At 71.6% G+C, this 15,769-nt stretch carries 18 protein-coding genes; 9 read left to right on the top strand and 9 right to left on the bottom strand.

The window, feature by feature from the left end:
* Positions 1–82: 82 nt before the first annotated feature.
* A complete protein-coding gene (locus J2S44_RS04210; RefSeq protein WP_310409167.1) occupies positions 83–1,606 on the top strand; it encodes a sensor histidine kinase in 1,524 nt (507 codons plus the stop codon).
* Between the two features lie 217 nt (positions 1,607–1,823).
* On the opposite strand, the gene J2S44_RS04205 is transcribed toward J2S44_RS04210, so the two are convergent.
* Positions 1,824–2,906 carry a ricin-type beta-trefoil lectin domain protein gene (locus J2S44_RS04205; protein WP_310409165.1) on the bottom strand — a complete coding sequence of 361 codons (1,083 nt, stop codon included), beginning with the start codon at positions 2,904–2,906 and terminating at the stop codon, positions 1,824–1,826.
* Positions 2,907–3,253: 347 nt separating this feature from the next.
* Here J2S44_RS04205 and J2S44_RS04200 point away from each other — a divergent pair, with 347 nt between their 5' ends.
* Positions 3,254–4,441: a cellulose binding domain-containing protein gene (locus J2S44_RS04200; protein WP_310409163.1), complete on the top strand. Its 1,188-nt coding sequence runs from the start codon at positions 3,254–3,256 to the stop codon at positions 4,439–4,441.
* Positions 4,442–4,455: 14 nt separating this feature from the next.
* Here the strand turns inward: J2S44_RS04200 and J2S44_RS04195 are convergent, their stop codons facing one another.
* Both J2S44_RS04195 and J2S44_RS04190 read right to left on the bottom strand, forming a co-directional pair.
* On the bottom strand, positions 4,456–4,851 hold the full coding sequence (locus tag J2S44_RS04195) for a TIGR03618 family F420-dependent PPOX class oxidoreductase (RefSeq protein WP_310409161.1): 396 nt from the start codon (positions 4,849–4,851) through the stop codon (positions 4,456–4,458).
* A 13-nt stretch (positions 4,852–4,864) separates the two neighbouring features.
* Positions 4,865–5,497, bottom strand: a complete 633-nt coding sequence (locus J2S44_RS04190; protein ID WP_310409159.1) for a TetR/AcrR family transcriptional regulator — start codon at positions 5,495–5,497, stop codon at positions 4,865–4,867.
* A 143-nt stretch (positions 5,498–5,640) separates the two neighbouring features.
* Here J2S44_RS04190 and J2S44_RS04185 point away from each other — a divergent pair, with 143 nt between their 5' ends.
* Positions 5,641–6,147, top strand: coding sequence for a mycothiol transferase (locus tag J2S44_RS04185; RefSeq protein ID WP_310409157.1), 507 nt, complete (start codon positions 5,641–5,643; stop codon positions 6,145–6,147).
* A gap of 48 nt (positions 6,148–6,195) precedes the next feature.
* Here the strand turns inward: J2S44_RS04185 and J2S44_RS04180 are convergent, their stop codons facing one another.
* The gene (locus J2S44_RS04180; protein ID WP_310409155.1) at positions 6,196–6,729 is read right to left on the bottom strand and encodes a TetR/AcrR family transcriptional regulator; all 534 of its coding nucleotides are present in this window, start codon (positions 6,727–6,729) and stop codon (positions 6,196–6,198) included.
* Positions 6,730–6,808: 79 nt separating this feature from the next.
* On the opposite strand from J2S44_RS04180, the gene J2S44_RS04175 reads away from it, so the two are divergent.
* Positions 6,809–7,201, top strand: a complete 393-nt coding sequence (locus tag J2S44_RS04175; protein ID WP_310409153.1) for a nuclear transport factor 2 family protein — start codon at positions 6,809–6,811, stop codon at positions 7,199–7,201.
* Positions 7,198–8,019 carry an NAD(P)H-binding protein gene (locus J2S44_RS04170; RefSeq protein ID WP_310409152.1) on the top strand — a complete coding sequence of 274 codons (822 nt, stop codon included), beginning with the start codon at positions 7,198–7,200 and terminating at the stop codon, positions 8,017–8,019. The genes J2S44_RS04175 and J2S44_RS04170 overlap by 4 nt, the downstream gene beginning before the upstream one ends.
* Before the next feature lie 141 nt (positions 8,020–8,160).
* Here J2S44_RS04170 and J2S44_RS04165 read toward each other — a convergent pair whose 3' ends face one another.
* The 4 genes from J2S44_RS04165 to J2S44_RS04150 form a co-directional block, all read right to left on the bottom strand.
* Positions 8,161–8,661, bottom strand: coding sequence for an NUDIX hydrolase (locus tag J2S44_RS04165; protein ID WP_310409150.1), 501 nt, complete (start codon positions 8,659–8,661; stop codon positions 8,161–8,163).
* 133 nt (positions 8,662–8,794) lie between these two features.
* On the bottom strand, positions 8,795–9,565 hold the full coding sequence (locus tag J2S44_RS04160; RefSeq protein WP_310409147.1) for a hypothetical protein: 771 nt from the start codon (positions 9,563–9,565) through the stop codon (positions 8,795–8,797).
* A 344-nt stretch (positions 9,566–9,909) separates the two neighbouring features.
* The gene (locus tag J2S44_RS04155; protein ID WP_310409145.1) at positions 9,910–10,335 is read right to left on the bottom strand and encodes a nitroreductase/quinone reductase family protein; all 426 of its coding nucleotides are present in this window, start codon (positions 10,333–10,335) and stop codon (positions 9,910–9,912) included.
* Complete coding sequence (locus tag J2S44_RS04150; RefSeq protein ID WP_310409143.1) at positions 10,332–11,111, bottom strand: SDR family NAD(P)-dependent oxidoreductase; 780 nt, start codon at positions 11,109–11,111, stop codon at positions 10,332–10,334. Before J2S44_RS04150 ends, J2S44_RS04155 begins: the two co-directional genes overlap by 4 nt.
* A gap of 108 nt (positions 11,112–11,219) precedes the next feature.
* Here J2S44_RS04150 and J2S44_RS04145 point away from each other — a divergent pair, with 108 nt between their 5' ends.
* The 3 genes from J2S44_RS04145 (at position 11,220) to J2S44_RS04135 (ending at position 13,462) form a co-directional block, all read left to right on the top strand.
* Positions 11,220–11,831, top strand: a complete 612-nt coding sequence (locus J2S44_RS04145) for a TetR/AcrR family transcriptional regulator (RefSeq protein WP_310409142.1) — start codon at positions 11,220–11,222, stop codon at positions 11,829–11,831.
* A 79-nt stretch (positions 11,832–11,910) separates the two neighbouring features.
* On the top strand, positions 11,911–12,834 hold the full coding sequence (locus J2S44_RS04140; RefSeq protein WP_310409141.1) for an Atu4866 domain-containing protein: 924 nt from the start codon (positions 11,911–11,913) through the stop codon (positions 12,832–12,834).
* Positions 12,740–13,462, top strand: coding sequence for an LPXTG cell wall anchor domain-containing protein (locus tag J2S44_RS04135; protein WP_310409139.1), 723 nt, complete (start codon positions 12,740–12,742; stop codon positions 13,460–13,462). Before J2S44_RS04140 ends, J2S44_RS04135 begins: the two co-directional genes overlap by 95 nt.
* A 370-nt stretch (positions 13,463–13,832) precedes the next feature.
* On the opposite strand, the gene J2S44_RS04130 is transcribed toward J2S44_RS04135, so the two are convergent.
* The gene (locus J2S44_RS04130; protein ID WP_310409137.1) at positions 13,833–14,240 is read right to left on the bottom strand and encodes a four-helix bundle copper-binding protein; all 408 of its coding nucleotides are present in this window, start codon (positions 14,238–14,240) and stop codon (positions 13,833–13,835) included.
* A 176-nt stretch (positions 14,241–14,416) separates the two neighbouring features.
* Between J2S44_RS04130 and J2S44_RS04125 the strand changes: the two genes are divergently transcribed.
* Positions 14,417–15,619 (top strand): PP2C family protein-serine/threonine phosphatase, encoded by a 1,203-nt coding sequence (locus tag J2S44_RS04125; RefSeq protein ID WP_310409136.1) that lies wholly within the window; start codon positions 14,417–14,419, stop codon positions 15,617–15,619.
* The last annotated feature ends 150 nt before the right edge of the window (positions 15,620–15,769 follow it).

Genomic DNA, 15,769 nt, shown 5'->3' with positions numbered 1-15,769 from the left:
TACTGATCGCCATCGCCCTGATCGTGCTCGCCCCCGTCGTGTTGTTCGCCTACCTCGCCCTCGCGGTCACCGGCTGACCGTCGTGATCACGAGGTGGTGGCGCGCGATCAGGTCCGCCGGACCGGCGCGGCTGACGTACGACGCGGGCCTGGCGATCGCGCTCACCGCCACGGCCGTGGGCCTGCCGGACCTCGGCCGTCTGCTGCCGGCGGGGCTGGTCGTGCTGGTGGCGTGCGTGGACATCGGGTCGGTCCTGCTGCGCCGCGCGTACCCCGCGACGGCCCTGCTGACCGCGGCCGCCGTCGGCACCGCCAGCGGCCAGAACAGCTTCTTCCTGCTCATCGCCCTCAGCGTGTCCGCGGGGTACCGGATCCGCGACGTCCGTCGGCTCGCCGTGGCGCTCGGCGCGACGCTGCCGCTGCAGCTGATGGCGGATCTGCGCGCCGACGACGAGGGCGGCCCGGCGCAGGTGCTGGTCACCGCGTGCGTCTTCGTCGCCGCCGACCTGCTCCCGGCCGTCGCGACGTGGCTGGCCGTCCAGCGTCGCGAACTGCTGTCCCTGGTGCGGCAACGCACCGAGATGCTGGAGGAACAACAGCGCACGACAGCCGAGCGGGTACGGATCCGGGAGGTCGCCCGGATCGCCGGCGAGATGCACGACTCGCTCGGTCACCGCCTCACGCTCATCTCGCTCCACACCGGTGCGCTGCGGTCCACGCAGGCCCCACCGCCGGCGGACGTGGTCCGGCTGGTGCACACCGCGGCCGTGCAGGCGATGGATGAGATGCACCAGATCCTCGTGGTCCTGCGCGACGGCCAGAACGGTGCCGAGACCGAGCCGCTGTCCGCCGGGCTCGCCGAGCTCGACCGCCTGGTCGAGGGCGCCCGTGCGGCGGGAACCCGGATCACGTTGCGGCGGGAGGGCACGGTACGGCCGCTGCACCCGGTGATCGACCACGCGGCGTACCGCACGCTGCAGGAGGGGCTGACGAACGCGCTGCGGCACGCGCACGGCAGCCGCGTCCGGCTCGCGCTGCGTTACGAGCCGGACGCGGTGATCGCCGAGGTGGTCAACGGCCCCGGCCGGCCCGGTGGCGGCCCGGGCGGTGGCCGGGGCCTGCCGGGACTGGCCGAGCGGGTCCGGCTGGTCGGTGGCGTGCTCTACCACGGCCGCGAGCCGGACGCCGGCTTCCGGCTCGCGGCGACGCTGCCGCTCACCCCGCAGGGACCGGCGGCCGGCGCGGTCGACGAGGTCACGGTGGCGTTGCGGCGTGCGGATCGCCGGAGCCGGCTCGGGTGGGCGGTGCTCGCCGCGTCCTCGGTCACGGTGCTGCTGCTGTGCGCGGCCGGCTGGTGGACGGCGACCGTCGGGTCCACCGTGGACGACCACACGTTCCGGGACATGGCGATCGGCGCGACCGAGGCGCAGGTCCGCTCCCGCCTTCCGGACCCGGCCGCGTCGGTGGCCGACCCGATGCCGCCACCGGGCCTGGAGTGCGTCTCGTACCAGGCCCGGATCCGTTTCCGGCCGGACTCGTTCACCGGCCGGTACCGCTTCTGCTTCCGTGACGGCCTGCTGGTGTCGAAGGAGATGCGTCAGCCGTGACCGCTCCGGCCGTCGCGCCGCGTCGCATCGTCGGCCACCCGAACGGCGGCGAGCCGCGGCAGCCGGTCGCACACAGCGGACCGCCGACGGCAGCTACGTGGCGTACGTCTACGCGTTCCACGGCATCTGAGCGCGCGTCGAGTCGGCGGTGTCCGTCGCGGTGCGCGCCGCACGGGCCGGCACCGGCCCGTGCGGCCGTCATGGCGTGCCGGGCCGGTCAGCCGCGGGACCAGCGCTGGCCGGCTGCGGCGGTGCAGGTGCGCAGCACGGCCGGGCTGCCGTTGGCGGTGCCGCCGGCCTCCAGGCACAGCCCGGACCGGCTGCCGCGGATCGTGCCGTCGGCGCCGAACGACCACTGCTGGTTCGTACCCCCGTGGCATGCCCAGAGTTGAGCCTTGGCGCCGGAGGCGGCGCCGGTGGGGGAGTCGAGGCACGTGCCCAGCGCGCGCAGGGTCTGGCCGTCGGCCGTCCAGCGCTGGTTCGCCGCGCCGCCGCAGTCCCAGACGATCGGCTGCGTACCGTCGGCGGGGTTGCCGTTCGGCACGTCCAGGCAGCGCCCGGACGCGGCGTTGACCAGCGTCTGCCCGCCGCCGCCCGGTTCGCCGACGGTGCCGGGGACCGCGCGCAGGGCGGCGTACCAGGTGGCGGCCATCTTGTCGTAGCCGCCGGCGGTGGGATGGACGCCGTCGATCAGGTCGGCGGTGGTCAGCGCCGCGTGCATGTCGACGAGGTGCACGCGTTTGCCGGCGTTCACCTTGGCCCGCACGATGCCGGGGATGGCGGCGTTGAACGTGCGCGCGGCGGCCTCCTGGCCCTGGTTCGCCAGCGGGATGATCGTCGCGACGAACACGTCCGCCGAGGGTGCGCCCGCGGTGATGCGGTCGATGAGCGCGGACAGCCGGTTCGGCGCACCCGGGACGTCGACGTTCTGCAGGATGTCGTTGGTGCCGATGTGCAACAGGACGGTGCGTGGGCGGCCGGCGGTCAGCCATCCGCTGATGGCGCTGTCGATCTGGTCGATGCGCCAGCCGGGATGGCCTTCGTGGTCGTGGTCGCCCAGGGCCGCAGGCCCGTTGTACTGCGAGCCGACCAGGTCGACGCGGTAGCCGGCGCCGGCCAGCCGCTGCCAGAGCCCGATGCGGTAACCGCCGGGGATCTGCGTGCCCTCGGTGATGGAGTCGCCCAGCGGCATGACCCGGGTGCCGCCGTTCGATTCGGCGGCGTGTGCCGGAGCCGCGACGCCGACGACGGCGAGTGCGGCGGTGAGCGCGACCGCGACGAGTTGTCGTCTCGTGTGCATGGCGGAAGGTCTCCTTCGGAGACGGGTGCTCGTGCCGGCCGGGCCCGGACGCCGTAGAAACATTTATGTATCGCGATGCTTGCAGAGTCCGTTCGCATGTTCAAGGCGCCCGGTGCGTGCTTTTATGTGTTCCTGTCGATCGATTCCGGTGCGCGTTTCGGCATGACGAAAAATTGGCATGCGGGGAAAGTGTTATGCGCTCACCCGTGCCGAGGTCGCCGATTCGGACAGCGCTCGGTCCGGCGCTCCATAACATTTAGAACCTTGAATGTGTCTATTCATTCTGGCAATCTGGCGGCGGTGGGTCTCCACCCGGCACCACCCGGACGCAGGCGATGGAGGACGCGATGCGCGGAGGACGGACGATCGGTGCGGGACTGACGGCCGTCGCGGTCGCGGTCACCGCCGCGGTCCTGGCGATCGGTGCCGGGCCGGCCGATGCCGCGGTGGGCGGCTCCGGTCCCTACCCGGCCGACTACGAGACCTCGGCCGGGCTGCCCGACCACACCGTCTACCGGCCGCAGAACCTGCCGGCCGAGCGGCTGCCCGTTCTCGTGTGGGGCAACGGCGGCTGCGCGTCCAACGGCACCGCCCAGGTCAACTTCCTCCGGGAGATCGCCTCGCACGGATTCCTGGCCATCGCCAACGGCGCGCCGAACGGATCCGGGTCCACCACCGCGCGGATGCTGACCCAGTCCATCGACTGGGCCTTCGCCGAGAACGCCCGGGCCGGCAGCAGGTTCTACGGCAGGATCGACACCTCCGCGGTGGCGGTCGCGGGCTTCTCCTGCGGCGGCCTGGAGGCCTACGCGGTCTCCGACGACCCGCGGGTCACCACCACCCTGATCTTCAGCAGTGGCCTGCTCAACGACGCCGACGACTACCAGCTGCGCCGGCTCACCAAGCCGATCGCCTACGTCATCGGCGGGCCGAGCGACATCGCGTACCCGAACGCCATCGACGACTGGGGCAAGCTCCCGTCCGGGCTGCCCGCCTTCATGGGCAACCTGGACGTCGGGCACGGCGGCACCTACGACCAGGCCAACGGCGGCGAGTTCGGCCGGGTCGCGGTGCTGTATCTGAGGTGGCGGCTGAAGGGCGACACCGCGGCCGGTACCGCCTTCGTCGGCGCCGGCTGCGGACTCTGCGGCGGCCCGTGGCAGGTGCGGCAACGGAACCTGAGCCTGGGCGGGACCCCGCCGACCACGCCGCCGGTCAGCCCGCCGCCGACCGGCGGCACCGCCGCCTGCACCGCGGCCTACACGGTGCAGGACCAGTGGAACGGCGGATTCGTCGCGAGTGTGGCCGTCACCGCCGGCGGTGCCGCGCTCGACGGGTGGCGCGTCACCCTCGCCCTGCCGGCCGGAGCCTCCGTCACCTCGGTGTGGAGCGCCGTCGGCAGCGGCACCAGCGGCACCGTCACGATGGCGAACGCGGCGTACAACGGGCAGCTGGCCCCCGGCCGGAGCACCACGTTCGGCTTCCAGGGCACCGGCACCGGCGGCGGCGCCACCGCCACCTGCGCCGCGGCCTGAGCGCGCGGCGGTGCCTATCGCCGGGGGACGTGCAGCCTGTCGACCCTGATGGTGAGCAGGACCCGCTCGTGGCCGCCGCCGCTGAAGCCGGGGTAGGGACGGCCGATGTACTGCTCGGAGAGCTCGTCGATGTGCTCGCGGGCGCCGTCCGGCGAGGCCGACACGACCGTGCCGCGCACCGCCCAGGAACGCAGCGGTGCGGCCGGGTCGGCGATGCCGACGGCCACCCGGGCGTCGCGGGCGACGTTGCGGGTCTTCTGGTGGGTGTCCACCGTGTTGATCAGGATGTGTTCGCCGTCGGTGCCGGCCCAGGTCTGGGAGATCTGTGGGGAGCCGTCCGGCATGAGCGTGGTGACGAAGCAGATCGCCTTGCCGCGCAGCACGCGGAGCAGGTCGTCGGGGAGAGGCATGGCTACTGTTCCTTCACCTGGTCTGGTCGTGGTAGAGGTGGTCGATGACCGTCTCGTCCGGCGCGACGCCGGGCAGGTCCGCGTGTTGCAGGCCGGCCAGCGCGACCGCGAGCGCCCGCCGCCACAGATGTGGGGCGAACGTGCGGGACGCGTCCATCACGCTGCCGACCATCAGGTGCGCGGCCGCGAAGTCGCCGGGGGTCACCCCGGCCGGCAGCTGACCGGCGTGCACGGCGCGCGCGACGAGGTCGGCGATCAGCGGCGTCATCCGTTCGCCGGCGTCACGGACGAGCGCGGAGGACTGCTTCTGCCCGCGGAGCAGCTCGCCCAGCCCGCGGCTGGCCGCCTCCAGTTCCAGCTGCCGTTCGAGGAAGCGGGCGAGCGCGGCCAGCGCGTCGTCCTGCTGTGCCGCCTCCTCGGCGAACGCCACGACCGCGTCGATGTGCGTGGCGAACAGCGCGTCCAGCAGGTCCTGCCGCTGCGGGAACCGGCGGTAGACCGTCCCCAGCCCGGTGCCGGCGGCGCGCGCGATCTCCTCGTAGGTGACGGCCAGGCCGTCGGTGGCCATCAGATCGTAGGCCGTCCGCAGCAGCAGCTGGCGGTTGCGCTCGGCATCGCGGCGCAGCGGGGGCGGGGACTCGGTCACCGACCCACCGTACAGAAGTGGAGGATCATTTCTCAAGTTGAAGTTTTCATCCGCTTACGGTTCGCGGGTGCGCCGGTCCGGCGGGGTGCCGGGCGGAAATATGCCGGTCTGCGGGCAAAGGGCGGCCTGGGTACGCTTCGTCCATGCGAGTTGATGATGTTCTGCTCGACGCGTTCGGGCGCCTGCCGGAGCTGGTCGACGGCGCGATCGACGGCCTGACGCCGGAGCAGTTGCGCTGGGCGCCGGCCGACGGCGCGAACACGATCGGGTGGCTGGTCTGGCACCTGACCCGGATCTACGACTACCTCGCCGACTCGATGGGCGAGAAGCACCTGTGGGAGACCGGTGACTTCGCCGCCGCGTTCGGCCTCGAACCGGACCCGGCGAACTCGGGTTACGGCCACGGCCCGGCCGACATCGCCGCGGTCCGCCCCCGGGACACGGCGGCGCTGCGGGACTACTTCGCGGCCGTGCACGAGCGCAACACCGGCTGGATCCGCGGCCTGTCCGAGTCCGACCTCGACCGGGTCGTGGACACCGACTGGGATCCGCCGGTCACGCTCGGCGTGCGCCTGGTCAGCATCCTCGGCGACTGCACGCAGCACGTCGGGCAGGCCGCGTACCTCAGGGGGCTGCTGCCGCGCGGCTGACGCGGAGAGTTCGTCGCCGGCGCCGGGTGCGCCGGCCCGGCTACCGCGTCATGGCCGGAACGTGTGGTGCACGAGATCCCGCAGGCCGGCGAGCGGGTCGGTGCCGGGCTCCTGGCGCAGGTGTTCCACCAGGTCGCTGCGGACGGCGGCCAGCAGCGCGTGTGCGAGGAAGCGGGCGTTGGCGGGGCCGCGGGCCCGGCTGAGCAGGTCGGTCAGCGCGGCGTGCAGGCGCTCGTATCCGGCGGTCCGGTAGGGGCTGCCCTGGCCGTCGCGTTCGAGCGCGAGGGTGAGCCCGCGGTGGCGCTGCTTGAAGGTCCACACCCGGGTGAGCAGCGCGAGGGCGGTGTCCGCGGGCGAGTCGCCGTCCGGTGGGACGGTGAGCTCGCGCGCGACGCGCTCGTCGTAGAGCGTGCGGATGAGGGTGGCGCGATCGCCGAAGCCGCGGAAGATCGTGCCCTTGCCGACGCCGGCCGCGGCCGCGACCGCGTCCATCGAGACCTCGTCCGGGTCGGTGGCCTCGTCGAGCAGGCGTCCCACGGCCGCGAGGACGGCCTCCCTGTTGCGTGCCTTGTCCGCCCGCACCGCACCCACCCCTTCTAAACGGACTGTCGGTCCGCTATGGTGAAACGGACCAACAGTCCTCATCCTAGGGGAGGCCGGCATGGATCCGACCGCGGTGTTTCACCGTGCCACCGACGCACTGCTCGCCCACGGCATGGCCGCGTTCACCGCGCTGTACGCCGACGACGCGGTGATGGAGTTCCCGTTCGCCCCGCCGGGACGGCCGCAACGGCTGCACGGCCGGGCCGAGGTGGAGGCCTACCTGGACGGCTACACCGACATGCTCGACATCCGGCGGATCCACGACGTGGTGGTGCACCGGACGGCCGACCCCGACGTGATCGTCGCCGAGATGGCGGCGAGCGGAGTGGTCGTCGCGACCGGCAAGCCCTACACCGCGCGGTACGTCGCGGTGCTGACCGTCACCGGCGGACTGATCCGGCACTACCGCGACTACTGGAACCCGTTGCTGCTGCAGGAGATCGCGGCATGACGGTGCTGGTCACGGGCGCGAGCGGCAATACCGGCGGCCGCGTCGCCCGGCAGCTGGCCGACCGCGGCGTCGAGGTGCGGCGGGCCGGGCGCACGTCTCGGACGAGGTTCGACTGGTCGGATCCGGCGACGTTCGGCACCGCGCTCGACGGCGTCCACGGCGTGTACCTCGTGCTGCCGCCGGGCGTGGCCGACCCGGCGACGGTACTGACGCCGTTCCTGGCGCAGGCGCGGCGTACCGGCGTGCGGCGGCTCGTGCTGTTGAGCTCGTCGGCGGTGCCGTTCGACGGCGCGGTCGGCGCGGCGCTGGGGGAGAGCGTGCCGGACTGGGCGGTGCTGCGGCCCAGCTGGTTCGCCAGCAACTTCACCACGGATCACCTGCACGGCGCGTCGGCACGCCGGGACGGCGAGATCGTCAGCGCGACCGGGGACGGGCGGGTGCCGTTCATCGACCCCGCGGACATCGCGGCGGTGGCGGTGCGGTTCCTCACCGGTGAGGCGGCGGCGCGACGCGACGTGGTGCTGACCGGGCCGCGGCCGTTGAGCTTCGACGAGGTCGCGGCCGCACTGAGCGAGGCGATCGGGCGCCCGGTGCGGCATCGCCGGGTGACGGCGCCGGAGCTCTCCGCGCGCCATCAGGCGCACGGGATGCCGGCATCGTTCGCCGACCTGCTCGCCGGGATGGACGTGGCGATCGCGGCCGGCACGGAGGACCGCACCACACCGCTCGTCGAGCAGATCACCGGCCGCCCGCCCACGTCGTTCCACGACTTCCTGACCGCCACCGTACGGCCGGGAGCGGCCGGCACCCACGGGTGACCGAGATCGGTCGTGCCGCTCGGCCCGCTGACCGGGCGCCGCCATCACCCGGCCAGTGCCGGTCTGCCGGCGTCCAGGCGATCACGAACCGCGCCGCGAGTGGGTTCGGCGATCGGCGGCGCCCGTCGGAGTGCCGCCGCGTCAAGGGCGCTCGAGGGCGGGAACGCGTGCACCGGGCTCGGCGAACCACGCCGGAGCGTCGACGGCCAGTGTCGTCTCGATCTGAAGCCTCGACAACGCGTCGAGTTCCGGCAGGGATCGCGGATCGAACCAGCCGACCTCGGTGGATTCGGCGTCGTTCACCCGTGGCTCTCCGCTGACCACGCGACAGCGGAACCACACGTTGAGGTATTCGCAGACAACTCCGTTCGGGTAAACGGAATGGTGCAGGGCGACTCCGCCGATCCGCTCGATCTCGACGACCACCCCCGTCTCCTCGTAGATCTCGCGCACCACGGCATCGGCCGGCTGCTCGCCGGGGTCGATCGCACCGGCTGGAAGCCCCCAGGATCCGTCGTCGCTGCGCCGTCCGAGCAGGATCTGCCCTCGGGCACCGCGGACGACGGCGCTCACCCCGGGCAACATCAACAGATCGTGGCCGACATGAGCGCGAAGGCCGGCGATGTACGGCGAAATAGGCATGAGGACGACAGTAATGAGTGCGGTCCACCGCTCGGTGCGTACGGGCGGGGGCAAAGCACTGCGTTCACGCAGCATTCGCGCCGCCTGCCGCGTGGGGTGCGGTCGATAATTGCTCGGGTCGCCGCGGGTTCACTCATGTCCGTCGCTCCATGACCTGCCAGCTCCGATTTACGTACCCTTTGCTTTCGTATGGCTTTCGTCGATCGGCGGTACTTTCGGAAAAATCGATGGTCCAAACCTCGGGGGCAACCCTCTCGACCGGTGCATCGTGGACTCCCGCGGCGAATCTGTTCAGGAGCGTGTCCCGGGTGACCAGCCTGACTCGTCGGTCGATAGCCGTGGCCAAAATCAGCAGGTCATTGATGGAGTTGCGGAAATTGGTCTTGACGTTCGCGGTCTGTGAAAAGGCTTCCAGTAGCGTAAACATCTGCTCGATGATCCTGGGTGAGAGGGCGATGCACCTGACTCCGTTCGCGGCCAGGAAAGCGAAGCGGGACAGTAGGGTGTCCTGGATTTGGCGATCCAGGACGGATGTGCATGCACTGTAGTACGTGATGTCCTTGGCGTTGATGGTGCCGGATATTCTGTTGTGACCATATTCGACGATTCTTGGGTAATCGCTTGCGAAATCGATGATGAGTCGATCGGTTTGGTCCTTCCATTTTCGGCGCAGTCTCTCGCGCTGTGCGGGGGAGATTCGATTTCCTGCCCTTACTACGAGATGGTGACGTCCGACCACGAGGAGGCCGCGGCTTGGCAGGTAGTACAGGGGTTGTTTCGGGTCCGGCGTCTGCACGAGAAGGAATTCCTGTGCCGTAACGGAACTGATGCTTCTGCCCTGGATCTCAAAACCGGGGATGCCCTTCCAGGCGTAGGAGACGATCATCGTGTCGACGAGGTCCAATGGGGCTCCCTTTGCTCACCGGCCCGGCGGGCGGCAATCGTTCGGTGCTCCACTCTTCCCTACTGTGGATGATCTCTGCCGCGGGGTCCGCGTTCGGGGCTCCGGTTGTTCGCTCCGATCCGCCGTCGGACTCACTGCACTCGAGGCCTGCCGTCGAGCAGCTTGGCGTGCCCGTCGCCGCGCAACCCTGCCCCGCCACCGCCGTCGCGCCTGCTGTCGGCCGGCGAGTCGTCATGAAGGTCGCGGAACAGGGGAACCGCATCGTCCCCTCGGCCGGACCGCCGTCTCCGGCCGGAGCCGGTCTTCGTGTGGTTTCCGCGGGTGGCGTCTCGTGGCGTGTGACCTCAGTCGAAGTGGATGCGCATCAGTCTGCTGCCGGCCCAGTCCGCCAGCCGTGTCGGCCGTACGGTGCCGGGATCGTGGGGTTGGTTGAGGTCGTCGACGATGGCGGCGAGGACCGCCGCTCGTTCGGCCGGGTCGGTGACGGTGGTGGCGTGGGCCGGCAGGTCGGCCCGGACACCGTGCTTCAGGTGGAAGGTGAAGGCGGGGTTCGCGCGTAGATTCGCGTGCCAGCCGGTGGGGCCGCCGCCGGCGCCGCTGCACAGGTAGGTGGCGCCGTGGGCGCGGTAGAAGAAGATCTCGATGCGGCGGGGGCGTCCGGTCCGGCGCCCGGTCGTGGTGATGTCCACGATCCGTTCGCGGGTGCCGGCCGCGGGCGTGATCTCGATGGCTCGCCTGATCCGCGGTGGCAGGTGCGACAACGATGTCATGCGGCCTCGTTCTTCAGTGCGGGCCCGAGCAGCAGCCCGCCGTCGACGACGTGCTCGGCGCCGGTGATGAAGGCGGCGTGCGGCGAGGCGAGGAACAGCAGCGTCGCGGTGATGTCGGCGGGTTGCCCGAGCCGGGGGACGGCGAACGGTTCGGGGGTGTAGAAGTCCGCGATCGGGGCGTCGGCGCCGGCCGCGGGTTCGGTGATGAACGCGGTGGCCACGACGCCGGGGTGGATGGTGTTGACGCGGATGTTGTCGCGGCCCAGTTCGAGGGCGGCGGTCCGGGTGAGGCCGCGGACGGCCCACTTGCTGGCGACGTAGGGCGCGTAGTGGGCGGTGCCGCCGGTGCCCATGGTCGAGGCGATGTTGACGATCGACCCGCCGCCCGCTCGCCGCATCGCCGGCGCGGCGGCCCTGATGCCGAGGAAGGTGCCGGTGAGGTTGATGTCGAGGACGCGGGCCCAGGTGGCCGGGTCGGTGGACTCGATCAGGGCCGGCGGGTTCTGCACCCCGGCGTTGTTGACCAGGACGGTGAGCCCGCCGAACGCTTCCTCGGTCGCCGCGACGGCGGCGGCCCACGACCTCTCGTCGGAGACGTCGAGGTGGACGAAGAGCGCTCGGTCCCCCAGCTCGGCGGCGAGGGCGGTGCCGCGGCCGGTGTCGATGTCGCCGATGACCACGTCGGCGCCCTCGGCGTGGAAGGCGCGGACGTGGCTGGCGCCCTGCCCACCGGTGCCGCCGGTGACGAGCGCGGTGTGGGCGGTGAAGCGGGACATGCGGTCCTCCGATGATGGAGCGGATGGTGAGTCGTGCGACTCGCCATGGCGCAACGGTATGCCGCCGCGAGAGGTGAGTCAACCCACTCACCTCGCTATGATGACCGCATGACGACCTATCACCAGCGGGTGGCTCAGCAGAAGCGCGCGCTGATCGTGCGGGCCGCCACGCAGCTGTTCCTCGAGCTGGGCTACGACCGGGCGTCGCTGGCGCGCATCGCCGAGGAGGCCGGGGTGTCCAAGGCGACGTTGTTCAAGCAGTTCCCGACGAAGGCGGCCCTGTTCGACGCCATCGTCATCGACTCCTGGGCCGGTGGTGACGACGCCGAGGTGCCGTCCGTGGGTGACCTGACAGCCGGTCTGACCACGCTCGGAAGGCACTACGCGGCGCTGCTGGGCCGGCCCGGGATGGTCGATCTGTTCCGGATCGTCATCGCCGAGTTGCCCCGCTTCCCGGAACTGGCCAAGGTGCACTTCGCCGAGGGCAAACTGCCGTACTTCGAGACGGTGCGGACCTACCTCGTGGCCGAGCGCGACGCGGGGACGGCGGACGTCGCGGACCCGCGGATGGCCGCCACGCAGTTCCTCGGGATGATCTCCAACTACCTGTTCTGGCCGAGGCTCGTGGTCCCGGGATGGACGGTGACCCCGGAGCGCGTCGTCGCGGTGGTGGACGACGCCGTCCGCACCATGGTCGCGCGGTACGACCGGGCCGGTTAGGCGACAACTGCCGATGCCGCCCGGGTGGCGTACGCGCATCGTGGAGCGAGTCGATCCGTCATCCGGAAGGAGCCGTCCGATGCGCCTGCGTGCACGCGCCGCCACGGCACTGGCCGCGCTGATGCTCACGTCGCAGGCGTGCGCGGGCCACCCGTCCGAGCCCTCCGGAGACGCGGTGCTCGTCAAGGACGTCCGGGTCCACGGACCGTCCGGCACCGTCGTGTCCGACGTGTGGGTGGTGGACGGCCGGATCGCCGCGACCGGGACGGCCGGTGAGGTGATCGACGGCAGCGGCCTCGGGATGGTCGCCGTCGTCCCGGCCCCGGACGGCACGCCCGGGCACGTGGCCGGGCGGGTCGCCCCGGGGATCGCCGCCGACCTGCTCCTGGTGCCGGAACCGGTCATGCCGCGCGACGGCACTCCCTGGTGGCGTGTCGTGGTCGGCCGCGGCGACGTGCGGATGCTGATGCACCGGGGCCGGATCGTGGTCCGTGACGGCGTCCCCCTCACCCGCCCGGTGAACGCCGATCTCGCCGGCGGCGTCTGGGTCGACCGCACCGGCTGGCTGCGTCAGTATCTGCTTCCCGAGGGCCGCTACGACGAGACCCGTGGCGGGCGGGAGCACGCCTACACCGGCCGCTATTGGCGGGACGGCAGCCGCATCGACTATCTCGACGACTCCGGCTTCTACGCGTTCGGCGAATTCATCGGCGACGAGCTCCATCACGCCGAGTACGTCATGCGGTGGCAACCGGACGGCAGCCAGCGCCCGATCCAGATGGAGGACGGGCGGTTGCACGGTCGGGTGTGGAATCACGCGCCGGACATTGCCTTCTACCGCTTTTTGACGTTCCCGCCGGCGTCGGTACTATCCTCACGTTTTTTGTTGGCAACGGGGAGGAAGATCAATGCGATGGAAGACGTCGGCGAGCGCCCTGGTGGCGCTGGCCTTCCTGATTCCGGCGGCACCGGCGACGGCTCAGGAGGCGCAGCCGGGGCTTGACGCGGCCTGCCAGACGGTCGAACGCAAGGTGTACACGGACGTCCGCAAGCTGGTCACCATCGATCTGGACACCGCCACCGATGCGGATGTGGAGGTGCTCGCGACCCAGATCATGACCACCGCGAAGTCCGAGTCGCTGCCCGTCCTGCCCGGTGCGATAGAGGATCGGCTGAAGGGTTCCACGGAAGACCTGCGAGAGTTCCTCAAGACGGGCATGCGCACCGCCTGGTCGACGGATCTGCGGATCTCGGTGACCCGGACGCTGACGAACGCCCGCGCCAACGTGCGCGCGGCCGCGCAGCAGACGCTCGGCACCGCCACCATCGACGGCTACCTGGCGTACCTGAACGAGGGCCTGTACGCCGCACGCGCGCTTGACTGCGCGTCGCAGCCCACCCCGACGCCGACCGTCACGCCCAGCGCCACGGCGACCGCCGCACCGACCCCCACCGGCTCCGCAAGCGCAACCCCCGGCGGCGCCGGCACCGGCGACGGTGGCGAGGGCGGCGGGCTGCCCGTCACCGGTGCCGACACCGGCACCGTGGCCGCCATCGGCGGTGCGCTCCTGCTCCTCGGTGGCATCGGGTTCCTGATCGGACGCCGCCGCCGGTCCCGTTTCGTGGCCTGACCCGACCCGACCCCGCCCCACCCGACGCAGCGTCGGGTGGGGCGGGGTCGCGCTGTCATGGTCAGTGACGAGCAGCTCAGGAGAACCGGATGTCACGTCCCGACGCCGTGGCTGTTGTACCACCGGCGTTTCCTCGACGCGGACGGCGTCGAACTGGACGCGTCCGGCCGTCCGCCGCCGCCCCGGCCGGCCGGTCCGCCGAGCCGGACGTCACGGCCGGCCGGCTCGGCGCGATGAACCGTGACCCGTCAACGCCGGGCTGGCTGCGGCCGGCCCCGGACGCCGGCGCGCTCTGACGGTCGCCCAGGTTCTGATCGACCGCTCAGCGGATGCCGTGCCCGGCCGGGCACGGCGGGATGCGCGCCGCGGGTCAGTTGAGGGTGGTCAGCAGGTCGCGGCAGGCGAGCTCGCAGGCGCGGCACGCGTCGGCGCAGATGCGGCAGTGTTCGTGCATGCCGGCGTGGGAGCCGCACTCGTCGCCGCAGGCCCTGCAGACGGTCACGCAGGCCTCGAGCAGGTCGCGGGTGATGTTCGCGTCGTAACCGGTGTGCCGGGACAGCACCCGCGCGGTGGCGCCGCACACGTCGGCGCAGTCGAGATTGGTCCGGATGCACGTCGTCAGCTCGGCGACGCCGTCCTCGCTGAGGCAGGCGTCCGCGCAGGCGGTGCAGGCCTCGGCGCACGCGATGAGCGCGTCGATCGTCGCGGCCAGCTTCGCGCGGTCGAGGTTGATCGTCCGCGGGTACGTGTCCAGCATCGGCACGGTTGTCGTCGTCATGCCGTTCGGGTACCCGCCGGGTGCTGCGTTACACGACCCGAAGCCCGGCACCGGAGCGCGCGGCCGGCGCATCGGGCCGGCCGCCGGGCGTGGCCGGTGGGCCCGACGGGCCATGACGGGCGGCCTGCCCGGCAGAATGATGGACCGAAGCGTGGCGATCGCCGGTCGGAGGTGGCATGAGCAGCTTGGAATCGGTGCGGCAGCTGCTGGGGCAGACGCATCGTGCCCAGCCGGAGGACCTGCCGGGGATGGTGATGGACGCCGCCGCCCAGCTGGACGCCACCGCCTTGATCATCTATCTGGTCGATCACCAGCAACGCTGGCTGACGCCGCTGACCGCCCCCGGGACTCCCGCGCGTGAACCGCTGGCCGTCGACGGGACGCTGCCCGGCCGGGCGTACAGCCTGACGGAAACCATCGTCGCGGAGGGTGGCGGCGACGGGGTGCGGATGTGGGTGCCCGTGCTCGACGGCGCGGAACGCCTCGGTGTGCTCGAGGTCGTCGCGGCCGTGGCTCTCACCGCGCAGGCCGTGGAGGACTGCAAGGCGGTCGCCTCGGTGCTCGGCGAGATCATCGTGACCCGGAGTCTCTACACCGACACCATCGAGCGGGTACGCCGCCGGGAGCCGATGCGCCTGCCGGCGGAGATCCTGCGGGCGCAGCTGCCGCCGTTGACGTTCGCCACCGACCGGCTGGTGGTCAGCGGCATCCTGGAGCCGTGTTACGACGTGGCCGGGGACGCCTTCGACTACGCGGTCAACGGCGACGTCGCGCATCTGGCGCTCTTCGACGCGGCCGGGCACGGATCGTCCGGCGGGACGCGGGCGGTCATGCTCGCCACCCAGGCGCTGGGCGCGTACCGCAATGCCCGGCGCACCGGCCTGGACCTGATCGGCACCTACCATCACATCGACGACGCGGTCCGCGCGTACGACCGGTCCGGGATGATCACGGCGGTGCTCGCCGAGCTGGATCAGCGTACCGGCGTGCTTAGGGTGATCTCCGCGGGTCATCCGGGCGGGATCCTGCTGCGTGGCGGCCGGGCCGTCAAGGTGCTGCCGACGCCGACGGCGCTGCCGGTCCCGCTCGGTGACCTGCGGGCCCCGGTCGTGGTCGAGGAGATGCTCGAGCCCGGTGACCAGTTGCTGCTGTACACCGACGGCATCACCGAGGCCCGCTCCCGCGACGGTGACCTGTTCGGCATCGACCGGCTCATCGACTTCGCGGTGAAGGCCGTCGCCGACCGGCTGCCGCCGCCGGAGACCACCCGCCGCCTGGTCCACGCCATCCTCGCCCATCAGGACGACACGCTGCAGGACGATGCCACCGTCCTGCTGGCCGCCTGGCGGGACGGCTCGCCCGGTGAACTCCAACCCTGACCGTACGCGTGGCGGGCCGGGAGGCCGGGCGGAAGTTTCCACGTTGAACAAAGCAGCGATTAAAGTCCGCTTAAAGATATTTATGTACGTCGAAGTGCCCTCGCGGATGTTGTGCGGCATATGGTCCGTGTGTGCCCCACCTTGACCGGA

It is taken from the genome of Catenuloplanes niger (assembly GCF_031458255.1).
GTDB classification, from domain to species: domain Bacteria; phylum Actinomycetota; class Actinomycetes; order Mycobacteriales; family Micromonosporaceae; genus Catenuloplanes; species Catenuloplanes niger.
The sequence above is the reverse complement of the archived record's forward strand: the minus strand, read 5'-3'. Positions and strand labels throughout refer to the sequence as shown.

What these genes read in the sequence shown, in the direction of transcription:
- J2S44_RS04155 (WP_310409145.1), bottom strand. Translation starts at nt 10,335, where the DNA reads ATGACATCGTTGTCGCACCTGCCACCGCGGATCAGGCGAGCCATCGAG.
- J2S44_RS04125 (WP_310409136.1), top strand. Translation starts at nt 14,417, where the DNA reads ATGAGCAGCTTGGAATCGGTGCGGCAGCTGCTGGGGCAGACGCATCGT.
- J2S44_RS04175 (WP_310409153.1), top strand. Translation starts at nt 6,809, where the DNA reads ATGGATCCGACCGCGGTGTTTCACCGTGCCACCGACGCACTGCTCGCC.
- J2S44_RS04205 (WP_310409165.1), bottom strand. Translation starts at nt 2,906, where the DNA reads ATGCACACGAGACGACAACTCGTCGCGGTCGCGCTCACCGCCGCACTC.
- J2S44_RS04200 (WP_310409163.1), top strand. Translation starts at nt 3,254, where the DNA reads ATGCGCGGAGGACGGACGATCGGTGCGGGACTGACGGCCGTCGCGGTC.
- J2S44_RS04195 (WP_310409161.1), bottom strand. Translation starts at nt 4,851, where the DNA reads ATGCCTCTCCCCGACGACCTGCTCCGCGTGCTGCGCGGCAAGGCGATC.
- J2S44_RS04170 (WP_310409152.1), top strand. Translation starts at nt 7,198, where the DNA reads ATGACGGTGCTGGTCACGGGCGCGAGCGGCAATACCGGCGGCCGCGTC.
- J2S44_RS04130 (WP_310409137.1), bottom strand. Translation starts at nt 14,240, where the DNA reads ATGACGACGACAACCGTGCCGATGCTGGACACGTACCCGCGGACGATC.
- J2S44_RS04185 (WP_310409157.1), top strand. Translation starts at nt 5,641, where the DNA reads ATGCGAGTTGATGATGTTCTGCTCGACGCGTTCGGGCGCCTGCCGGAG.
- J2S44_RS04165 (WP_310409150.1), bottom strand. Translation starts at nt 8,661, where the DNA reads ATGCCTATTTCGCCGTACATCGCCGGCCTTCGCGCTCATGTCGGCCAC.
- J2S44_RS04150 (WP_310409143.1), bottom strand. Translation starts at nt 11,111, where the DNA reads ATGTCCCGCTTCACCGCCCACACCGCGCTCGTCACCGGCGGCACCGGT.
- J2S44_RS04135 (WP_310409139.1), top strand. Translation starts at nt 12,740, where the DNA reads ATGCGATGGAAGACGTCGGCGAGCGCCCTGGTGGCGCTGGCCTTCCTG.
- J2S44_RS04145 (WP_310409142.1), top strand. Translation starts at nt 11,220, where the DNA reads ATGACGACCTATCACCAGCGGGTGGCTCAGCAGAAGCGCGCGCTGATC.
- J2S44_RS04140 (WP_310409141.1), top strand. Translation starts at nt 11,911, where the DNA reads ATGCGCCTGCGTGCACGCGCCGCCACGGCACTGGCCGCGCTGATGCTC.